Below are 1761 nucleotides of genomic sequence, written 5' to 3'. Positions count from 1 at the left end.
CCAAACCAAACAAACCCACAGAGAGGACATACTTTTTATTATGCCAATTATATCACGAATCTTAGTAAATATACCAAATACTTATCAAACATGCCGTGCTCCACCTTTTGATTATAGTTAATCCAACTAATCTATTAATCAGGAGGCAATTTATGAAGCAGTATGACGAAAAAATTGAACTTTTTTTTGAACTTAAAGGATCACCCGATTCATCTAGAGAGTCCTATGGGAGAAGAATACGGTCATTCCTAACTTTTTTAGAGGATAAAAGTAAATCTATAGATGGTATGGAAGTAGAGGATATCCAACAGTATATCCTCTACCTAAAAAAAGAAAAAGGTCTCTCCGCAGGGACCATTAATAATTATATCTCATCCATTAGATTTTTTTACACTTATGTTTTGGAAAAGGAATGGAATCCTATGAAAGTTCCACGGATGAGAAGAACCAAGACACTGCCAGTCATCCCCTCGCGAGAAGACGTCCTGGCACTTCTAGCTTCAACTGATAATCTGAAACATAAGGCTATTCTTTCTTTAATTTACGGAAGTGGATTGAGAGTAAGTGAGGTAGCCGAATTAAAGATTAGTGATATTTGTAGTAAATCAATGAGAGTTCGAGTAGATGATGCCAAACACAATACCAATCGCTATACCATTCTTTCTGAAACAGCACTATTAGTGCTTCGTAAATATTTTAAAACCCATTTCTTTTCTAAGCAATATAAGCCGAGTGATTGGCTCTTTACGGGTCAAAATAATAAAGACCATATAAATGTGAAAACGATTAAAAACACCTTAATAAAACTTAGAGTTAAGCTTGAACTTGACCCTACTATTTCTGCACATACTTTAAGACATTGCTTTTCAACGCATGCTTTAGAAGATGGAGTAGACCCAGTGTTTATTCAACAAATGCTTGGTCATAAGAATCTACAAACAACACTTACTTACCTGCATATGACTTCCAAAAGTTTGATGGGAATTAAGAGCCCTCTTGATTCTCAAGGAGACCGTCAAATATGAATACGGTTCAAAATGTATTTGATGCTTTCTATTCTCAGTATATGGAGTCCTACAAAACATCTATTGTACAAGCGAAAGCCGCCCGTGACATCTTGAACTGTAAAACGGCAAACATGGGTGGGCATGCCTATGAATGTGAAACATGTGATCACACCTTAGTAAGGTATAATTCTTGTCGAAACCGACACTGCACATTATGCCAAGGTGTGAATAAGGAAGTTTGGGTAGATAAGAGAAAAAAAGATATTCTAAATGCACCTTACTTCCATGCTGTTTTTACCATGCCTGAACAATTACACATGATCATTTATCATAATCAAAAACTACTTTATGACTTAATGTACAAAGCAGTGGCAGAGACTCTAACCGAACTTTCTCAAGATAAGAAATATCTCGGTGCTCAAATCGGCTTTTTCTCTGTCCTACACACATGGGGACAAAATTTACACTTCCATCCACACATCCATACCGTTGTATTAGCTGGTGGACTTAATCCTCATAATCAATGGCGCGAAGCGAGTAAAAAGTTCTTTATTCCTGTAAAGGTACTATCTAAAAAGTTCCGCGGTAAATATCTCTTTTATCTGAAACAGTATTATGAACAAAATCAGCTACACTTTTATAATGATGCAAAACAATATGAGAATCCGAAACGGTTTCAGGAATTAATAGACACTTGTTACAGTCTAGATTGGTATAGTTACACGAAAAGAACCTTTTCTGGTCCAGAGGCTGT

At 36.1% G+C, this 1761-nt stretch carries 2 protein-coding genes; both read left to right on the top strand.

Annotated features, from left to right (window positions below; translation table 11 throughout):
* The first annotated feature begins 152 nt into the window (after positions 1 to 152).
* Positions 153 to 1025: a tyrosine-type recombinase/integrase gene (locus ACOI1C_RS22460; protein ID WP_422512861.1), complete on the top strand. Its 873-nt coding sequence runs from the start codon at positions 153 to 155 to the stop codon at positions 1023 to 1025.
* Positions 1022 to 1761 (top strand): IS91 family transposase (locus ACOI1C_RS22455; RefSeq protein WP_422512860.1); only part of this gene is annotated, 740 nt, incomplete at its 3' end. The genes ACOI1C_RS22460 and ACOI1C_RS22455, both read left to right, overlap by 4 nt.

The organism is Bacillus sp. DJP31 (assembly GCF_049310945.1).
Classification (GTDB): Bacteria; Bacillota; Bacilli; order Bacillales; family SA4; genus Bacillus_BS.
Note: the sequence above shows the minus strand (reverse complement) of the source record. Positions and strands in the feature narration are given on the sequence as shown.